Below are 15,609 nucleotides of genomic sequence, written 5' to 3' on the forward strand. Positions count from 1 at the left end.
TTACTGCGGCTCGTCGACCACTCGCCTATCGCACGCCGTAGCGTGTGAAATCGTCGCCGATGCTGCCCTGGATCGCCTTGGCCGCCGCCATGTCGGTATTGCCGCCGGCCTTGTCACCCTGCTTCAACTTCGCCAGGCCGCGGCCATAAAGAGCGCTTGCCAGCTTGGGATCGATGCGAAGTGCGGAGCTGTAGTCGGCGATCGCCGCGCCCAGCTCGCCGGTCTTCAGATAGATAAGGGCACGCGAGTCATACGTCGCGGCGTTGGTTGACGCCAATTGAAGGGCCTTGTTGCAATCTTCCAGCGCCGCCTGCAATTCGCCGAGGATGGCCCGGCTCCAGCAGCGTCCGTTCCACACCCCGTCGAGCTTCGGCTCGAGGCGAATTGCCTCATCGTAGTCCTGCGCCGCGCGTGCATAATCGTTCTTCTTCAAATAGGCGCCGGCGCGGTTGGTGAAGGCCTCGCCGTAGTTCGGGTTGAGCTTGATCGCCTGATCGAAGGCGTCGGTCGCGCGATCATATTCGCGCTTCCTGAGATAGGCCACGCCGCGGTTGTTGAACGGCTTGCTGTAGGTCGGATTGAGTTCGATCGATCGATCGAAATCCCGGATGGCGCCGTCATAGTCTCCCTTGGCGGCGTAGGCGTTACCACGGTTGTTATAGGCGATCGCGAGGCCAGCCTGGGTCATGTCCTGCCCCGCATCGATCAGCGCCGTGCAGGCAGCAATGCGCGCGTCGGCCGGTGTGCGATCGAGGCCGCTGCACAATCCGATAGTGCGGAGATAGCTGTCCTTCTTCGCGTTCTGCGCGACCGCCGGCAACACGGGGAGCGTCGCAACGAGAAGCGATATCAGGCTGACAATTGCGCCGGCGCTTGCACGAAGTTTCATATCGGGCCTTGCTTGCACGAAACTGGCTGCGCCTGGCCTAGCACCCTCGACAGATGTTGGGATTGAACTTGTGAAGGGTGTTTTGCTCAGGTTGCTGCGGCGTTCGAGTCCCGACCTTCCTGACCTTGCTCTTGCCCTCTTCAACGAGCGTGGCGAACCTCACCGTTCCATCGTCCGATATCTCGATGCGTGGCGTGGTGCCTCGAATGCCCATCGTTGCGACAGGGGTGTCGATCTTCATGTCTCCGGTCTTCGCAATGTTGCCGGCAACGAAGGTGAACGTCCCATTGGTCAGTTTGAGCAAGGTCGAGTTCGACTTGCCGTTCGGGTCGTACACGAACTCGGTCATCGCCATCTTGGCGTTGCTCGACAGATTGAACGAAGTGCCGTCGGAGAAATTGATCCCAACGCGTCCGTCGGCTCCAGTTTGCACCACGTCGCCCAGATACACGGGGTCGCCCACCTGCGCCTGAGGCAGTTTGCCGGGCAGCCCTGCCTGAACGACGACTGCATTCGGATGCTCGATCGTGACCGAACCGGTGGCGGCTACGACCCTTCCGATGAATTTCAATTGGATATTGTCCGGTTCGGTTTGCGCCTGCACCTGGCCGGGCGTGAGCGTTGCGAGCGCCAGGACGAAGCTTGCAAGCAATTGAACAATCAAATGGATGCGCACGATCCCCTCCTCGAAAAGGTCTTGTCGTGCCGGGGCTCGATGGGTGACCGGGACCACCGGGCCGAGACCGCAGGACCTTGAGTGCCAAACGAGTTGTCGCAGACAGGCCTAAATGCCTGACGCAGTTCGACTAAAAATTAATAAGTGGACAATTTGCATGGTAATCATACTATTAATTTTGCGGGGCTGCACGCGCGATAAAGGACAGCTGTTCTGTCCTTTTCGTAAGGCTTCCCCGCAGTATTGGAATTCCATTTTTACTGCCGAATTTGGTTTCAATCAGGACGTTTCAGCGGACAAGCCTATGGCTGACGGCGCGGGGTTTTTCGCCGCGTGGCCGAACCAAGCCAAAATAAAAAGACTGCGGCGCCACTTTCCGCTCGAACTGCCTAACAGGCAAAAAGCCAATGTCAGTTGCGTCCGGCGTAGAGTTCGGGGACGCGTGCATGGCCGTTTTGGGCCAGCCGCCCCGCTTAGTTGGCACTGTTCGGACGGCGATCGGCTGCGGCACGATCGCGGGTGCCCGCGGCATACCGATTCAAATCGTAGCTGGCGATCCCGTTCGCCAGGGTGACGTCATCGAGGTCGGAGCCGGCGGGCGGATCGAAATCCGCCTGGTCGATGGCAGGGTGCTCAATTTGCCGGCCGGCACCCGGCTGGAGTTGGACATCGCGCAGGACCCCGGCGGGGGCTTGCGGCCGCGCCTGTTCGCGAAAACCAGAAGCCTCTTCCGCCTCATCGGCAGCCGGCTCGCGGGGTCTGGCGTCCTGACGGCGGACACACCGGTTGGCACCATCCGCGCCAGCGGCCTCGGCATGCTGTCGCTGGCCGCCCTGACCTTCTCGCTGCTGGAGGACGCCCGAGCCGCGGAGCCGAACGTCACGCTCCTGGACGACGACAACATCAAATACAAGGACCTCCACCACGGCGTGTTCGAACTCGTCACCAAGGAGGCGATCCCCCGTCACATCATCGTCGAGGATCCCGAAGAGACGATCATCCTGAGCAGAAGAGGCTCCTCCGTCGGCGTGAACCATGCCACGAATTCCCCTTCGCACATGGAGGAATTACGGGAGGCCCAACAGGAGACCCTTGCCTATTTCGAGAAAGGACCGGCATCGAAAGGATCCGGCATGCCTGCTCTCGAAGGCGGACAACTCCTGCTGCCGATCAATTTTATTCAGCAGTCTCCGCTGTCGCCGGTGCAAGATACGCTCGGGCCGCTGCCGGTAGCGACCTTCGCGAAAAATGATCTCTTCAAGCTGCCGCCGGTTCCGCCGAAGCTGAACCTCGGAGCGGGGCCGACTGAAATCGATACGGTGATATTTGACGACTTCAATGCGGCGAGCGGGACCTTTTCCGCGAGCAGCATCAAGGGCGGCGCACTGAAATTCGGCATCAGCGGAGGCGCCACAGGCGATACGGTGCTGGGACAGGCGACATACGACGTGTCGAGCGTCGGTACTTTTGGCACGCTCTATCTCAACAGCGCGACCGGAAGCTACACCTTCGTTCCGAACAATACCGCAATCAACGCGCTGAAGGCCAACACGACCCAGAGCTTCGTGATCACGGTCTCGGACGGCGCGCTTTCGGCCAGCGAGAGCTTCGACATCAGCATCCTGGGCGCCGACGACGCCTCCATCATCTCCGGCACCATGGCCGGCTCGGTGGTGGGTGCGGTCGGCGTCAGTCATGCCTCGCCCGGCCTGCTCATCGCAAAGGGCACGCTCACCGACACCGATGTCGACGATCCCGCCAATACCTTCACCGCCGTGAACGCGCCGACGACAAGCGCAGGTGGCTACGGCTCATTCACGCTCACAACGGCCGGCGTGTGGACCTATACGCTCGACAACGCCAACAGCTCCGTGCAAGCCCTCCATGTCGGCAACACGCTGACCGACAGCTTCACGGTGACCACGATCGGCGGAACCCCGCAGACGGTGACACTCACCATCCACGGCCCGCTGATCGAGGTTGGGACCGCGCCATCGCTGACGTTGAGCGAGACCCATCTGACAGCGACGACGCTGGACGACAATATCGCCGGCTCGGCACCGGACGCCGCGCTGACGACGACATCGGGCGAGTTCTCGGCGGCATTCGTCACCGAACCGGGTCTGACGGTCAGCTACGCACTGACGATCACCGGCGGCAACGGTACGGCGTCAGGGCTGATCGATTCGCATACCGGCCTCGCTGACCTGCTGGTTCTGAACGGCAACACCATCGAAGGCCATGTCGGCACGGCAAGCGGGGCGCTCGCGTTCACCATCACGGTTGACCCGGCCACGGGCCGCGTGACCTTCGTCGAGCACCGCGCGGTCGAACAATCGTCGGGCACCAGCCCTGACAGTGGCGAAGGGATCGCGCTGGGGACCGGCCTCGTCAACCTGATCGCGACGGTCACGGAGAGCGACGGCCAGTACCAGGATCTAAGCATCGATCTCGGCAAGCAGCTGACAATCACGGACGATGGCCCGCGCATCGAGGCGGCGGGCACAGCCCCATCGCTGACGCTGAGTGAGACGCATCTGACGGCAACGGCGCTGGACGACCACATCGCCGGCTCGGCACCGGACGCGGCGCTGACGACGACTTCCGCCGATTTCTCGACCGCGTTCACTTCGGTGCAAGGCGCCGATGGCGCGACCATCCGCTACGCGCTGACGATCACCGGCGGCAACGGCACGGCATCGGGGCTGATCGACTCGCATACCGGCCTCGCTGACCTGCTGGTTCTGAACGGCAACACGATCGAAGGCCGCGTCGGCGCGACCAACGGCATACTGGCATTCACCATCACGCTCGATCCGGCTACGGGACGCGTGACCTTCACCGACTACCGGCCGGTGGAGCAGCCGCTCGGCACCAGCCCGGACAGCGGCGAAGCCGTATCGCTGGCCGCGGGCATCGTGGGCCTGACTGCCACGATCACGGACAAGGACGGCGACTTCCAGAGCGCCGGCCTCGACCTCGGCAGCAGGCTGACCATCAGCGACGATGGCCCCTGCATCCGGGCCAATTGCACCGCTCCGTCGCTGACGCTGAGCGAGACGCACCTGACGGCAACGGCACTGGACGACCATGTCGCGGGCTCGGCACCGGACGCGGCGCTGACGAAAATTTCCGCCGAATTCTCGACGGCGTTCAGCTCGCTCCAGGGCGCCGACGGCGCGACGACTCACTATGCACTGTCGATCAACGGAGGTGACTGCACCCCATCCGGTCTGATCGATTCGCATACCGGCTGCTCCGACGTGCTAGTTCTGAACGGCAACACCATCGAAGGCCATGTTGGCACAGCAAGTGGCGCGCTGGCATTCACCATCGCGGTTGATCCGGCCACGGGATGCATCACCTTCACCGAATATCGCGCGGTGACGCATCCGGCCTGCGCCGGCCCTGACAGCGGCGAAGCCGTGTCGCTGACCGCCGGCGTCGTAAGCCTGGTTGCCACCATCACGGACAAGGACGGCGACTTCCAGAGCGCGTGCATCGACCTCGGCAAGCAACTGACGATCACGGACGATCACCCGACCATTTGCGGCTTCCCGGAGACCTTCGTCGCCGCTCAGGATCATCAGACTGCGACAGGTACCTACGATATCAATTTCGGCGCGGATGGCGATGCCGCGATGTTCGTTGCCGTCCACAACGGTCCGGTCGGCTGCTCGGGATATGATCTGGCCACATCATGCCTGGGCAACGGCATCACCGCGGTGCACGTCACCGGACATGGCGATGATTACAACTTCTACTATACGACCCATGAGGTGGGCGGCGGCGTCGAGCTCGACGCGTATCTTACCGATTGCGGCGGTAGGTTGGACGATCCTTATTTCAAGTTGCTGATCAATCCGGATGGAACATTCTGCTTTGATCTCGAGCACGCCGGGCCGTCGAAGGACGTCACCGTCCATGGCTCCGATTTTGATGCCCCGATCTGCGGCACGCCGTCATTGACGGCTCCGGACGGACAACTGGTTATTACCGGGTCGGACTGCGCCGGCCAGCCGCTCGATGTCAAGGCATCGGACTGCGGTATTGCGGTCGGCGACAGTGGACTGCAGATGGACCCGGCCGAGCAGTTGAATCTCGCGTTCACCGAGAAGCAGTCGCAGGTCGGCTTCAATCTCACGGAATGGCAGGGCTACGGCACCGCCGGTGTGATCCTCAAGGTTCTTGATGGCAGCGCCGACGTTCACGACTTCTGCATCGATGTTCCCAGGCCGCTCTGCGGCAGTGCCGGCTTCGTGGTGCAGGAGACATCGGATGCTTCGCTGATCGACACCTACACCTTTGATGCCACGACGACGACGTATACGCTTTACGTTGACAGGTCGTTCGATCAAGTCCAGGTCGACTACGATCGGGTGGAAGCCGGGTGTCCCACCTTCGCGATCAACAACATCAGCTATACCGAAAAGACGAGCATCAATGCGGATCTGCTGTTCGATGTGACGGCGGTCGATGCGGACGGCGATTCGGCCACGAGCAGCCTTCAGGTCGATATTCAGTGCCACACGGCGGGGATGGACACCTTCATATTCGCCGCCAGCCAGGACAGCCCCGCGCCGCCGGTCGGCGCCAGCGCTCCCGCACCCGATGTTAGTCCGATGTCAACGAGTAGCCACGAGGACGCGGCGTTGTCTCAGGCAATCTTGCCCTTTGTAGACGGCGGAACGTCGGGAACGACCGAGCAGTCCTTTCATTTCGCGGAGCCTTCGAGCCTTGAACAGCAGGGAGCTTCGTCCCCTCCACAGTTTGATCAAAGCCTCGCATGGTTCGGCCGCCACGACGATTCCGCCGGATTTCAGCTGGCGCAAGGAGTTGCAACTGGTGGAACGCCGGCAATGGGGCCGGCTGTCCCGGAGCACCAAACAGATTTCTTCCCGGACCATACGCCGGACGCCGTCGTGACCCATCCGCTACACGATCTGATCATGTAGCGATCGCTTCTTGTAGCGATCCCTTCGTCTAGCGATCCCTTGGGCGCGTGGCCGGCACTCCGGCCCGCGTCGGACGTTGACGCGGGCGGCCGGCAGCGTTTCTCGTGTCAGTGCCAGCCCTCGCCGGCCTTCAGCGCCGCCGAGAGGCTGCGCACCGGGCGCGTCACCAGCGGGTCGAGGTCGAAGCGCTTTTCAAGCATCTTGAGGATCGACGTGGTGTCGAAGTCCTCGTGCGCGACGCCTGACTTGTTGAAGCGCTTGGCGATCAGGAGCGCCGGAATGCGGGTGCCCGGGCCCCACTGGTCCGCAGCCTTGGCTTCGGCACCATGGCGGTTGAACGGAGGCGGGGGAACGTGATCCCACTGCCCGCCGAACTCGTCATAGGTGATGACGATCAGCGTGTCCTTGCCATCCGGCCCCTCGACGATCGCCTTGACGAGATCGACGAGATGCTGGCTGCCTTCGGACTCGCTGGTGTAGCCCGGATGCTCGTTTTCCTCGCCGATCGGCTTGATGAAGCTGACCTGCTTCAGCCGGCCGGTCTTCGCCGCCTGGATGAACTCCGCCTCGTCCTTCAGGCGATCTTTGCGGGCCTGCGTTCCGGGCGCGTAGTTGGCGAAGTAGTTGAACGCCTGATGGTGGTACTGGAAATCCACGTCCGGGCAGTTCGGGAACACCGCCGTGGAAACATGGTTCGGGTCGGTGCAGGTCGTACCGTTGCCGTTGGTCCAGCCCGAAGCGCCGACGTCGCCGTTGGCGTTCGACCAGCCGCCCGAATACCAGGCCCAATCGACGTGCTTTGCCGACAGCCGATCGCCGATGTTCGGCGTGTGCAGCGGCGGCAGACGCTTGATGTCGGCGGTGCCCGGGGAATAGGGCTGATAGAACGGCTGCGTGGTGTTGACCGCGTAGTCGCCGCAGGCGAGGCCCGCCGGCAGGCCGGCCTGATTGCACTTCGCCGTCAGCTGCGCATCCTTCACGGTCGAGAGCGGCGTGTAGAGCGGCGTGCTGGTCGGCATGCCGTTGGCATCGACGATCGAGTGGAAATCGTTGGCGCTGCCGTCATTCAGGGCACCGACGAACTGCGGCGCCGCGGCGGCGACCAGGAACTGGTGGTTGAGGAACGAACCGCCGAAGGCGCCCTGGAAGAAGCTGTCGGCAATGATGTAGTTCGGCGCGCCGTTGCCGTGGAGATAGGTGTAGATGGGCAGCTTCTTGGTGTCGTAATAGCCCATCACCAGACCCGCCGCATCACTGCCGGTCATGTAGCGGTTCTGCCGGCCGCCGTTGAGCTGGTACTGCTCGCTGTAGAAGCGGTGCACGATGTCCGCGGTGCAGCCGCCGGGCGCGCCGGTGCCGTTGAGGAAACCGTGAGCCGCGAAAGCGCCGAGCGGCTTCGGGCAGGTCGTGGCCGAGGTCGGAATGAATTCATTGATCTCGAACGGCTTGTTCTTGAAGGCGCTCAGGATCGCGACCGTGCCCGTATTGTCGGTGCAGCTCGTCGGTTGCGGCGACGGAGAAGTCAGGTTGACGTCGTTCTGCAGCAGACAGGCATAGACGGTCTGGTTGTCCTGCCGAACCTGCAGGGTGTGCGCCTGATCGGCATAGGATGTGCCGTTGATCCGGTCGCGGCCGACGTCGCCCCAGTGACCGTAGAGGTTATCGAAGCTGTGGTTCTCCTGATAGATGACGACGATGTGCTTGTACTGGTGCACGCCTTCATGGCCACGATCCCGCAGGTCGCGCAGCTCGTCCTTGATCTCGTGCTTGAACTCATCAACGATCTTTTCGACCAAATTCTCTGCGTTTGCTACCGGCGAGATGGCAACGGCGCCAGCAACAACCGCGAGCGCCGGAATGGCTCCCCAAAGCCGCATAGTGCTCTCCTGATTTAGAAAGAAATAGAAATGGAGCTACACGCTATGCAAAACACATTTCGCTGGGATGACTGTTTTTCGACGCGCGCGCAAACGCGCGGAAAGATGCTCGCGCACCAACAGACTTTCATCGTGTCAAACGCAGACTGCGTTGCGCTTCGCTGATCGCGCGTCATCAAACCGCAATCAAAATTCGTCTATCCAGTCAGATGGTCATTGATCCTGCCGACAGGAAACTGTCACCTCCGTGACATCTTCCGACGCGCGGCAGCGCATATACATTTGTGACAGGGACGTTTTCGCGCGATGGCTTGGGATATTCTGGCGTCCGGCTCCGGAAAACATCGCGCGACAGCCGCCGATCGCGGCGTCAGACCGGCACGGGGCGCGTGGCTGGCGCTCGTCGTTGCCCTGCTCCCGTTGCGCGCGACGGCGTTCCCGCTCGGCGGCGACCAGACCGTGCTGCCGGCCGGCACTGAATTTTCCGAGGAGGCGCTGGCGCGGCCGCGCGAACTCTTTCATTCCGAAGCCGTCGGTGGGCGAAAGTCCTATTTGGTCAATCTCGGCGATCTCGCGTTCAACTCGCCTTCCATCCTCGGCGGCAAGGCGCGTCAGGCCGAGATGAGCTGCGGCACCTGTCACGTCAACGGCGCATCGAACCCGAAACTGTTCGTTCCGGGCGCATCCTCCCGGCCGGGCACCTTCGATACGACCAGCCTTGTCTTCAACGCGAAGACGTTCAACAGCATCCTCGATCCGGTGAGGATTCCGAGCCTGCGCGGCGCCCGCTTCCTCGCCCCCTACGGACATGACGGACGCATCACCTCGCTGCGCGACTTCGTCTACAATGTCATCGTCAATGAATTTTCCGGTCCGAAGCCGCGTGACGAGGTTCTCGACGGCCTGGTCGCCTATATCAACGATATCGATTTCCTCCCCAATCCGAAGATTGCGCCCGGCGGCAGGCTTGCCGCGCAGGCGAGCCTGGCCGAGCGCCGCGGCGAAGAGCTGTTCTTCAAGCCGTTCCCGAAGCAGGCCGAGCTGAGCTGCGCCGGTTGTCATGTTCCGGGTGGAACCTTCAACGACCAGATGCGCCACGACGTCGGATCCGGTGGACTGGTCAAGACCCCGACTTTGCTGAACGCCAACTTCAACGCCCCGTATTTCCACGATGGCCGCTACGACAGCTATGAACAAGTGGTCGATCATTTCGATCGTGTGTTCGACCTCGAACTGTCAACCCAGGACACCCAGGACCTCGTGGCCTATCTGAATGCGGTCGGCGACGGCGAACGCCCGTTCGACAAGGACGGCGTCATGCTCCGGATGAAAGAGGTGCTCGAGCTCTCGAGTGTCCTCGAGGTCGCGATCCCGGCTGCCGACACCGCGGTGGTGTCGCTGGCCGTGACCGGGGTCGGGGCCGAACTGCGCGAACTGACCGAGCGCATCCCGGACATCAGGAACACGGCGATCGGTGGCAAGGACGAGCGGCTGGCGGCGCGCGCGATCCTGAAGGACCTCGTTCTCACCCTGCGCCGCATCGATCTCGACGTCGGCGCCGGCCGTATCGACGATGCGATGGCCGAATATCGCAACTTTGCGCAGCTGGTGCACTTCGACGTACCCGTCGCTCTGAAAAAGGCCGAACCCTGGTCGCTGTTCAACAGCAACGTGCATCAGTCGCACTACACCGCGCTCGGCCGGATCCTGCCGGTGACAAGCCAGCAGTCGCAATAACGGACAGCGTGCTCACTCCGAAGCCGGCGGCTCAACCCACACATCGCTCTGCTGGATCCGACGGATCAGCGCTTGCGGGTCGAACTTGCGCAAGCCTGCGGGAATTTCAAACGTTTGCGCCGGCTGCGGCTCGTCACGGATGTGATCGGCAGCGATCACCGTCCCATCCGCGGTCCTGATCCGTAGCGGAAATCTGCGCGCGCGGTCGATCCAGCCGACAAAGCTCAAACCGGACGGCGCGGCGATTCGAAAGACGTCGGTGTCGTGCCCCCCGATCCTTTCCACTCCATCGCGCTGGCAGTGCCACGTCGCGAGGTCGATCGGCGCGGACAGCTGCGCCATCGCCAGCCATTGCCGGCAGGGATCATCCGGATCGACCGGAATGAACATCCGGGTGAGCGGGCTCGATTGCCGCGCGTCCATGTAAACCCGTGCCGCCGGACGGACGAAATAGGCTGCGGGCTTACCCGTATCGATCAGGAAGAACCCGTCGGGCAGCGCGCTTGTCTCGATCCGTGCTTTTCGGCCCGAGACGCGCAAGGCACCCATGGCGGTTGCCGCATCGTCCTTGTTCGCGACGAGGTCGGCGGAAAACTGCTGCGCCATGGCCGGGATCGCCGCGCCGGCCAGGACGGCAACGGCAAGCAGGCCGGCCGCGACGCTGCTGCTGATCGCGCACGTCTTCTCATTGCGTTTCATCGCATGTCTCCGGTCGATCAGGTGGCAGGGATAGAACATGACGGCGCCGACCGAACCAGTGGTTCGATCGGCGCCGCCCTTGGATGCAGTCAAGACCTCGCCGTGGGCGAGAGCTTGATCACTCGGTGTAGGACAACGTAACCGGCTTGCTGAAGTCGAACGCGTCGAACATGTCGGACAATGCCGGGCTGTTGGTCGGAACGTACTCGTTGTTCTTCGAGTAGGTCGGGTTCGGCAGGTTGTCGCGGCTGCGGTTCGTGAGCGGCTGGAGAGCCCAGTTGCGCTCGATGAACTTCAGCAGCGAAACGTGGTCGGCGTAGTTGTGGTTGACCTTGCCGCCCGTCGAATAGGGCGAAAGGATCAGGGTCGGAATGCGCGGTCCGTCGCCGAAGAAGTCGATGGACTGCTGGTAGCCGGAATCCCAATAGCCGCCGGCCTCGTCCCAGGTGATGAAGACCGCGGTTTCAGCCTTCAGCTCCGGATTGTTGTCCAGCGAGTTGAGCACGTTCAGGACATAGGCCTCGAACAGATCAACCTTCGAGCTCTGCGGATGACCGTCGAGCAGGCCGTCCGGCTTGCCGAACGACACCGCAGGCAGCGTGTTGTTCTGGATCGCCGTGATCAGATCGGCAGTGTCCTTCATGTGAGCCTGACGCACGGCCGGGTTGGCCATGATCGAGGTCGCATACTGGAACGGATTGCAGATCTGGCAGTAGGCAACACCGAGCGCGTGCGCCGGATCGGCGACCGCAGCGGCGCTGAGGTTGGGGTTCGACGGATTGGCGGCAACCGCGGCGTTGGAAAGCGCCACGGCGTCGTTGAACGCGCCACCATAGAACGCCCAGGAGACGTTCTTCTCCATGAGCGCATCGCCGATCGTGCGAACCGACGACGGCGGCACGTTGTTGCCGCCCGACAGCGCGCCGTTCGGCAGATAGCCCGGGTTGACGTTGTTGAGCATGTAGTAGTGGTTGGGCTTGCAGTTCGGCTCCGCCGCGTACGGCAGATTGTTGAGGTAGGTGACGATCGGCTTGACGCCGGGCTGGAAGACATCAGAGCAATTGCTCCAATTGCCGTCGGCAGTGTAGCGGTTGACCGAACCCGCGACCGGATTCGGATTGGCGATCAGGTTGGCCGGCGGCGTCACCGGATTGCCCTTGCCGTCGCTCCAGAAGGCCGCGTCGCCGGTACCGAGCATGAAGTGGTTCGCGCCGGTGCCGCCATGGAACGACTGGTGGAAGTTGTCGCTCAGGGTGAAGCGATCGGCGAGCATCTTCAGGACCGGAGCCTGACCCTGCTGGGCGTTGTAGTAGCCCATCGAGTTGGCCATGCTCTTGTTGGACGCCGAATAGGTCGCCATCACGAACGGGAACAGGTCGTTCAGGCAGCCCGAATTGTTCTTCTTGGTGGCGTTGGCGGCGCTGCAGTCTTCCTGCTGCCAATCCTGGTAGAAGCGATGCGTCGAGTCGCCGGTATAGTCGTCGTCGCTGATCTGCTCACCCTGCAACTGGAACGGTCCGTTCAGACCGCCGGCGCCGGGAATGCGGGTATCCAGCACACCGGTCGGCAGGCCGCTGAAGCCGGTGGTGAGGATATCGAGATCGGCCGGGTCCATGTCCTTCTCGACGCTGGCTTCGGCGATCGTCTTGAACGGGGGCGCGGTGTCGCTCTGCGCGGTCGGCGTGCCGGCCGTGTTCGGCTGCGGCATCGGGTTGGTCGCGTTGTAGGGCGACTTCGCGATGGTCGGCGCGCCGATATAGTACAAGGGCTGGCCCGCGACCGAGGACTGCTGCGCCTGCGCAAAGTTCGGTCCCGGCGTTCCATCCTCGTTGACGATGCCCTTCGACAACAGGTTGGAGATGGTCTGCCCCTTGCCCTTCGGCTTGTAGATACCGAAGGTGTGATCGAGGCCGCGGTTCTCACCGATCAGGATGATGACGTGCTTGATCGGCGACGCGGTCTTCACGCCGTGATCGCCGTCACCATGATGGCCATGGTTCCCATGATTCGCACGATCGCCCTCTTCGTGCGCCTGGTGATTGTGATGCGGACGCTTGTCCCAATCACTGCGGCCGCCCGGATAGTGAGCAGCATATGCGGCCGTTGCGACGAGCACCGTTGACGCGATGCAGAGCGCGGTGCTGGTTCGCCAGTGCTTTTTGTAATTCAAACTCATTGTCGACCTCAGGGTGTTTGCGGTTAGCAACACACACTGTTTAGTGCGACAATATGACGCATGGTTTTCGCTTACATGAAAGCGCGCAAGAAATTTCGAAACGTTCAAATATTTTCTGAGGAGACATCTGCCGCCGCGCGGTGCATCTCCACAATTCAATCATGCAACCAATGATCGAAAATTGATCGAGCATCCGCGCCCGCAGCGCAGATCGCAAAATCACTTCAATACAACGCAATCAATGCGAAAGGTGCCTGGAGCGCATCACCTGGCGAAGCGCAGCATAATGTTGGTCATGCACGCCCTGATTGAATAGCGACCACGGCTCGGCGCTGGCCAACAGCGCCGGCACTGCAGCAGCCATCAGATTGCGATAATTCCTGAACTCGGTTGCGGCATCCGCGTTGCGCCCTGCCGCAACCGCCATCTCGATTCGCCGCAGCGTGAGCACGAGCTCCTTGAGGCCGTTGCGCGCAAGTACGCGCTGCTGCTCCCCGCCCGAGACGCTGGTGTTCTTGCGGTCGGGATACTGCTCGGTCAACTCGCGCAGTTCGCGGCCGATCGTATCGACCGCCAGCGCGACGATGTCCTTGTCACCTGCCGGAATCGCAGTCGCGAGCACCATCGAGAAATCGTTGATCTCTTTCAACGTTGCACCGGCACCGTCGCGCTCATAGGGCTGAACGCCATCGCCGACTGCCGTGAGATAGGCGACGAGGTCGCCCTTGTCCTGCGCCGAGAGCTCGAGCTGAAAGGTCCGGTCGAAATAATCGACAACCTGGTCGTAATTGTCGAAGCGGCCGTCGTGAAAGTACGGCGCGTTGAAATCGGCATTGCACAGCGTCGGCGTCTTGAACAGGCCGCCCGAACCGACATCGTGCTGCTGGTGATCGACAAAGCCGGACGACGGAACGTGGCAGCCCGCGCAGCTCAGCGCGGGATCGTGCGGGAACGGCTTTGCGAACAGCACCTCGCCGCGGCGCTCCGCGTCGCTGATCTTGCCGGCCAGCCGTCCGGCGGGACCAAGGCTCGGATTGGGCAGGAAGTCGATGTCGTGAATATACGCCACGATCGCATCGAGCGTTGCCGGCGACGGCTCGGGACCTGCGAACTCGTTGGTGATGACGTTGTGGACGAAGTCGCGCAGCGAGGCGAAGCGGCCGTCGGCGCCGTAGGGCGCAAGATAGCGGGCGCCGCGCAGGCTCGGGATCCGCACGGGATCGAACGCCAGATTGTTGGCCTTCGGATTGAACAGCGGACCGGTGGTGTCGAACGTGCCGGGCCGGCTCGACATCTTCGGCATGAAGAATTTGGCGTTATTCGCGCCATTGACGTGGCAGGTGCCGCAGCTCACGCCGGCCTGCCGCGCCACGTCACCGAGCAGCCCGGGCGAATTGAATGCGAGATCGCCGAGATTCACCAGATACGACTTGGCTCCGGTCCGCTCGGACTGGAACACCTCGCGCGGCTTGTCGAGCGCATCCTCGTTCAGTTCGGTCGCGACAGGCAGCACGGTCTTGTCACCGTCGACCGGAAACGCCACCGCACGCCCGAGCAGTGCCAGGGCGATGACACCGGAGAGCAGCGTGGCCAGACGTAGGTGAAGCGATGTCATCGCGCCTGGGCCTCTAGGGTCGGCCGCTGCAGCCCGAGCTTTGCCGAGGCGCTCTGCAACGCAACCACCAGTTCCTCGCTAGTCTGGCGCAGATCGGCAATGTTGACATGCGGCAGGTCGGGCGTAGCGACGATCGCTTCGAGCTGCTCGATCCGGTTGGTCACCATCTCGTCGAGCTTGCCGTCGACCGTGTTGAGCGCCGCCGAGAAGATCGTGTGGTAGGCGAAGTCGATGCCGGCGATGTTGTTGCGCATGTCGTCCAGCGAGGTGCCGCTAATGCGCGACTCGCCGCCATCGGCCTTGCTCTCTCCGACCTCGTAGGCAAGCCGCACCGTGCCATCCAGAAGGCCCTGCGGCGTCAGCTTGATATCCTTGAGCTTGCCGTGGAGATCGTTCAGATGCTCGACAAGGCCGGTCGCATCCGTTGCAACGTCGGTGCTGGCAGCTCCGAACAGTTTCGCCTCGATGGCGTGGAACCCGCTGTCCGCGTTGGGCCAGGCGTCGATCTGCGCATCGAGCTCAGGCACGAAGCCCGCGGTGAACACCTCCGAGCGCTCCCAGCCGGCGCGCGCCGACAGCCAGGCCTTCTTCGCTCCGGGCAAATCCGCCGCTGCGGCGCGCTCGCGCAGTGCATGCGCGCCTGTCAGCGCACTGGCGACGCCCTCGATCAAATATGGCCGGTAGCGCTCGGCGCCCTCCTCGAGAGCGCCGGCATTCGCGGCGCGCACGCCTGCGAACGCTGCCAGCAAAGCAAGGCACGCCGCCACTTGCATCTTGTGCATAGTCAACCCACTCGTCTGCCACGAAGGGCTCGCGGCATGTAGCGGGGCGAACTATTGTCGGTATCCTATGCGGATTTGTGACAGCGCAGACTTTTTGTCGCATCTTTTCTGCTTCGCGATCGTCGATGACGATCACAATCTCGCAAACTCGTTGGCGCTGCTGCAGACGGATTGAAATTGGACTGTTCAACGCGCGTGAGTTG

The 15,609-nt window shown here is 62.5% G+C and carries 9 protein-coding genes; 2 read left to right on the plus strand and 7 right to left on the minus strand.

Features of this window, described 5'->3' with window-relative positions; translation table 11 throughout:
* Positions 1-25 precede the first annotated feature (25 nt).
* Together ACVI1L_RS08935 and ACVI1L_RS08940 are read right to left on the minus strand one after the other, a co-directional pair.
* Positions 26-889, minus strand: coding sequence for a tetratricopeptide repeat protein (locus ACVI1L_RS08935; protein WP_456782717.1), 864 nt, complete (start codon positions 887-889; stop codon positions 26-28).
* A 37-nt stretch (positions 890-926) separates the two neighbouring features.
* On the minus strand, positions 927-1,565 hold the full coding sequence (locus tag ACVI1L_RS08940; RefSeq protein ID WP_194295347.1) for a FecR family protein: 639 nt from the start codon (positions 1,563-1,565) through the stop codon (positions 927-929).
* Positions 1,566-2,011: 446 nt separating this feature from the next.
* Between ACVI1L_RS08940 and ACVI1L_RS08945 the strand changes: the two genes are divergently transcribed.
* The gene (locus ACVI1L_RS08945) at positions 2,012-6,520 is read left to right on the plus strand and encodes a DUF5801 repeats-in-toxin domain-containing protein (protein ID WP_456782718.1); all 4,509 of its coding nucleotides are present in this window, start codon (positions 2,012-2,014) and stop codon (positions 6,518-6,520) included.
* Between the two features lie 107 nt (positions 6,521-6,627).
* On the opposite strand, the gene ACVI1L_RS08950 is transcribed toward ACVI1L_RS08945, so the two are convergent.
* Positions 6,628-8,397 (minus strand): alkaline phosphatase family protein, encoded by a 1,770-nt coding sequence (locus ACVI1L_RS08950; protein WP_057017734.1) that lies wholly within the window; start codon positions 8,395-8,397, stop codon positions 6,628-6,630.
* Between the two features lie 306 nt (positions 8,398-8,703).
* On the opposite strand from ACVI1L_RS08950, the gene ACVI1L_RS08955 reads away from it, so the two are divergent.
* Positions 8,704-10,134, plus strand: coding sequence for a cytochrome c peroxidase (locus ACVI1L_RS08955; RefSeq protein ID WP_082653815.1), 1,431 nt, complete (start codon positions 8,704-8,706; stop codon positions 10,132-10,134).
* A gap of 12 nt (positions 10,135-10,146) precedes the next feature.
* Here ACVI1L_RS08955 and ACVI1L_RS08960 read toward each other — a convergent pair whose 3' ends face one another.
* The 4 genes from ACVI1L_RS08960 to ACVI1L_RS08975 all read right to left on the minus strand — a co-directional run bounded on the left by ACVI1L_RS08960 (position 10,147) and on the right by ACVI1L_RS08975 (position 15,406).
* Positions 10,147-10,833 carry a hypothetical protein gene (locus ACVI1L_RS08960; protein WP_245311513.1) on the minus strand — a complete coding sequence of 229 codons (687 nt, stop codon included), beginning with the start codon at positions 10,831-10,833 and terminating at the stop codon, positions 10,147-10,149.
* 118 nt (positions 10,834-10,951) lie between these two features.
* Positions 10,952-13,003, minus strand: a complete 2,052-nt coding sequence (locus tag ACVI1L_RS08965; RefSeq protein WP_456785530.1) for an alkaline phosphatase family protein — start codon at positions 13,001-13,003, stop codon at positions 10,952-10,954.
* Positions 13,004-13,247: 244 nt separating this feature from the next.
* Positions 13,248-14,624, minus strand: a complete 1,377-nt coding sequence (locus ACVI1L_RS08970; protein ID WP_456782719.1) for a cytochrome c peroxidase — start codon at positions 14,622-14,624, stop codon at positions 13,248-13,250.
* Positions 14,621-15,406: an EfeM/EfeO family lipoprotein gene (locus ACVI1L_RS08975; RefSeq protein ID WP_456782720.1), complete on the minus strand. Its 786-nt coding sequence runs from the start codon at positions 15,404-15,406 to the stop codon at positions 14,621-14,623. Before ACVI1L_RS08975 ends, ACVI1L_RS08970 begins: the two co-directional genes overlap by 4 nt.
* Positions 15,407-15,609: the final 203 nt, after the last annotated feature.

The organism is Bradyrhizobium sp. USDA 4516 (assembly GCF_054055915.1).

Bases quoted from the DNA above. Each gene is read 5' to 3' on its own strand.
- ACVI1L_RS08935 (WP_456782717.1), bottom strand. From the start codon at position 889: ATGAAACTTCGTGCAAGCGCCGGCGCAATTGTCAGCCTGATATCGCTT.
- ACVI1L_RS08945 (WP_456782718.1), top strand. From the start codon at position 2,012: ATGGCCGTTTTGGGCCAGCCGCCCCGCTTAGTTGGCACTGTTCGGACG.
- ACVI1L_RS08950 (WP_057017734.1), bottom strand. From the start codon at position 8,397: ATGCGGCTTTGGGGAGCCATTCCGGCGCTCGCGGTTGTTGCTGGCGCC.
- ACVI1L_RS08955 (WP_082653815.1), top strand. From the start codon at position 8,704: ATGGCTTGGGATATTCTGGCGTCCGGCTCCGGAAAACATCGCGCGACA.
- ACVI1L_RS08960 (WP_245311513.1), bottom strand. From the start codon at position 10,833: ATGAAACGCAATGAGAAGACGTGCGCGATCAGCAGCAGCGTCGCGGCC.
- ACVI1L_RS08970 (WP_456782719.1), bottom strand. From the start codon at position 14,624: ATGACATCGCTTCACCTACGTCTGGCCACGCTGCTCTCCGGTGTCATC.
- ACVI1L_RS08975 (WP_456782720.1), bottom strand. From the start codon at position 15,406: ATGCACAAGATGCAAGTGGCGGCGTGCCTTGCTTTGCTGGCAGCGTTC.